The sequence below is a fragment of the Collinsella sp. AF23-4AC genome (genome assembly GCF_003462685.1).
GTDB lineage: Bacteria > Actinomycetota > Coriobacteriia > Coriobacteriales > Coriobacteriaceae > Collinsella.
Window position 1 is genome coordinate 1 of record NZ_QRVE01000037.1, and the last position, 2,867, is coordinate 2,867.

Here is a 2,867-nt window from a genome sequence, read left to right on the forward strand (position 1 = left end):
GGGCCCCAGATTGCCCATGCGCGCGCAAAAGCACGCAGCGGCAATCTGGGGCCCGTCCCCAAATACCTATAGATATGCAGGCCAGCGATGTGTTAACGATGTGCCAGCGGGTGCGCCGCCAGATAGACCTCGGTCAGTTGCGTACGATCGACATGCGTGTAGACCTGCGTGGTCGATATATCGGCATGTCCCAAGATCTCCTGTAGCACACGGAGGTCTGCGCCGCCCGCAAGCATATGGGTGGCAAAGGAGTGGCGCAGCGTATGGGGATGGAGCCCCACCAGCCCTACCTGGCGCCCGTAGCGCTCACAGATGGCATGGATGCCCTGGCGCGACAGACGGCGGCCGTTCTTATTTAAAAAGACCGCCGAGGTCTCGGTTCCGCGGGCATGGGCCGCCAAGCGAGAACGCCCCTCAGTTATATAGCGCGTCAGAGCTCGCGCCGCGCTTCCCACCAACGGGGACAGGCGTTCCTTTGAGCCCTTACCGCGAACGAGTACAAAACCATCGTCGATATGGATATCGCCCACATCGAGCCCCACCAACTCGCTCACACGCAAACCGCATCCGTAGAGCACTTCCAAGATGGCATGGTCGCGCAAGCCCATCTCGCCCTCGGGGAAGTCTTGATCGAGCAGCGCCGAGACATCCTCCACCGATAGATACTCCGGCAAACGCTCAGCCTTTTTAGGCAGGCGCAACGCCGCCGTTGGATTTTGGGCCACAGCCCCATCGCGCACCAAAAAGGCATGCAGGCCCTTCACGGCCGCAAGCGCACGCTCCACCGAGGCATCGGAATAGCCCCCATCGCGACGGTCGGCGACAAAGCCCTCCACGACCTGACGAGTCACCTCATCAAAAGACATGATGCCCGCCCGCTCCAGATAGGCGCAGTACGTCGTCAGGTCACGACGATAGGCCGCAATCGTGTTGCGCGCCAAACCCCGCTCGACCGCGAGGTAATCGAGATACTCCCCCGCCGCCACGGCGAGCGACGAGGGAGTAGCTTCGGTATGTTCTTTGTTCGCCGGCACCCTTAGTCCGTAGCGAGGTTCATGGGCGTCACCTGCAGGCGATCGACACCCTCGTGCTGACCGATCGAGGCACGCACGAACTCTCGGAACAGCGGCTGCGGGTTGGTCGGACGGCTCTTGAATTCGGGGTGAGCCTGGGTTGCCACATACCACGGATGCACGTCGCGCGGCAGCTCGACCATCTCGACCAGGCGCTCGTCGGGCGAGAGGCCAGAGATAACCAAGCCGGCGTCCTCGAGCTGGTCGCGGAAGGCGTTGTTAAACTCAAAGCGGTGACGGTGACGCTCGTAGACGAGATCCTCGCCATATGCCTCGCGAGCGAGGGTATCGGCGGCGAGCTTGCACGGATAGGCGCCCAGGCGCATGGTGCCGCCCTTCTCGGTCACATCCTCCTGCGAGCTCATCAGATCGATGACGCTAAACGGACCGTCCGGGTCGAACTCGGAGGAGCTGGCGCCGGCAAGGCCGACGACGTTGCGGGCGAACTCGCACACGGCCACCTGCATACCCAGGCAAATGCCCAGATACGGAATCTTGTGCTCGCGGGCAAACTCGGCCGCGAGGATCTTGCCCTCCAGGGCGCGCTTGCCAAAGCCGCCGGGGACCAGGATGCCCGAAGCGTCGCCCAGAACTTCGGAGACATTCTGCTCGTCGAGGCTCTCGCCGTCGACCAGCTGGACGTCCACATGGCGATCGTAGAAGACGCCCGCATGGTGCAGGGCCTCGATAACCGACAGGTACGCATCGGGCAGCTGCGTGTACTTGCCAACGACGGCGATCTTCACCTTGTCGGCGTGATGGTTGGCGTGATTCTGTTTGCGCAGGAACTCGTTCCACTCGCTCATGTCGCGCTCACGCGGGTCCAGACCCAGGCGCTCGCAAATGCGCAGGTCAAAGTCCTGCTCGGCAAGCAGCTGCGGAACATCGTAAATACTCGCGCAGTCCTCGTTGGTAAAGACGCAATCGGTGTCGACGTCGCAGAAGCTTGCGATCTTTCCGCGGATAGCGTCATCGATATGGTGGTCGGAGCGCAACACGATAATATCGGGCTGGATGCCAAAGCTGCGGAGCTCCTTGACGGAATGCTGCGTGGGCTTGGTCTTGACCTCGTGGGCGGCGGCGATATAGGGAACGAGCGACACGTGGATGTAGCAGACGTTCTCGGGGCCGGCCTCCTTGCGGTACTGACGAATGGCCTCGACAAACGGTTGGGACTCGATGTCGCCGATCGTGCCACCCAGCTCGGTGATGACTACATCGGAGCCGGTCTGCTCCTCGATGCGGCGGAACTTATCCTTAATGGCATTGGTGACGTGAGGAATCACCTGCACGGTACCGCCCAAAAAGTCGCCGCGACGCTCGCGGGCGATGAGGCTTTTGTAGATGGCACCGGTCGTAAAGTTGGAATCGCGGGTCAGGTTCTCATCAATAAAGCGCTCGTAATGACCCAGGTCCAGGTCGGACTCGTAACCATCCTCGGTTACAAAGACCTCACCATGCTGGAACGGGCTCATGGTACCGGGGTCGACGTTCAGATACGGGTCGGCCTTCTGCATCGTTACTTTGTAGCCACGCGACTTGAGTAGACGGCCCAGCGAGGCCGCGGTGATACCCTTGCCTAGGGACGAAACCACGCCACCGGTTACGAACACATGCTTGGTCATATTGAGTTACCTGCGCTTCCCGTAGAAGTTGTTTATCCACATCTTACGGGTCTTCATTGTAATACTCGCGCCGCGGACCGTCCGCAATTTTTCTCGCGTGCGATTGCATTTCTCAATCTTGAAATCAGAACCACCCTTAAAAAGGGTGGTTTGCTCTTAGGGTATAACC

2 protein-coding genes are annotated in these 2,867 nt (G+C 60.5%); both read right to left on the reverse strand.

Going from position 1 to position 2,867, the window contains the following annotated elements; genetic code table 11:
- Positions 1-92: 92 nt before the first annotated feature.
- Positions 93-1,034, reverse strand: coding sequence for a site-specific tyrosine recombinase XerD (gene xerD / locus DWY05_RS09795; RefSeq protein WP_117820392.1), 942 nt, complete (start codon positions 1,032-1,034; stop codon positions 93-95).
- 2 nt (positions 1,035-1,036) lie between these two features.
- Positions 1,037-2,698, reverse strand: a complete 1,662-nt coding sequence (locus tag DWY05_RS09800) for a CTP synthase (RefSeq protein WP_055252564.1) — start codon at positions 2,696-2,698, stop codon at positions 1,037-1,039.
- Positions 2,699-2,867 lie beyond the last annotated feature (169 nt).

Bases quoted from the DNA above. Each gene is read 5' to 3' on its own strand.
- DWY05_RS09800 (WP_055252564.1), bottom strand. From the start codon at position 2,698: ATGACCAAGCATGTGTTCGTAACCGGTGGCGTGGTTTCGTCCCTAGGC.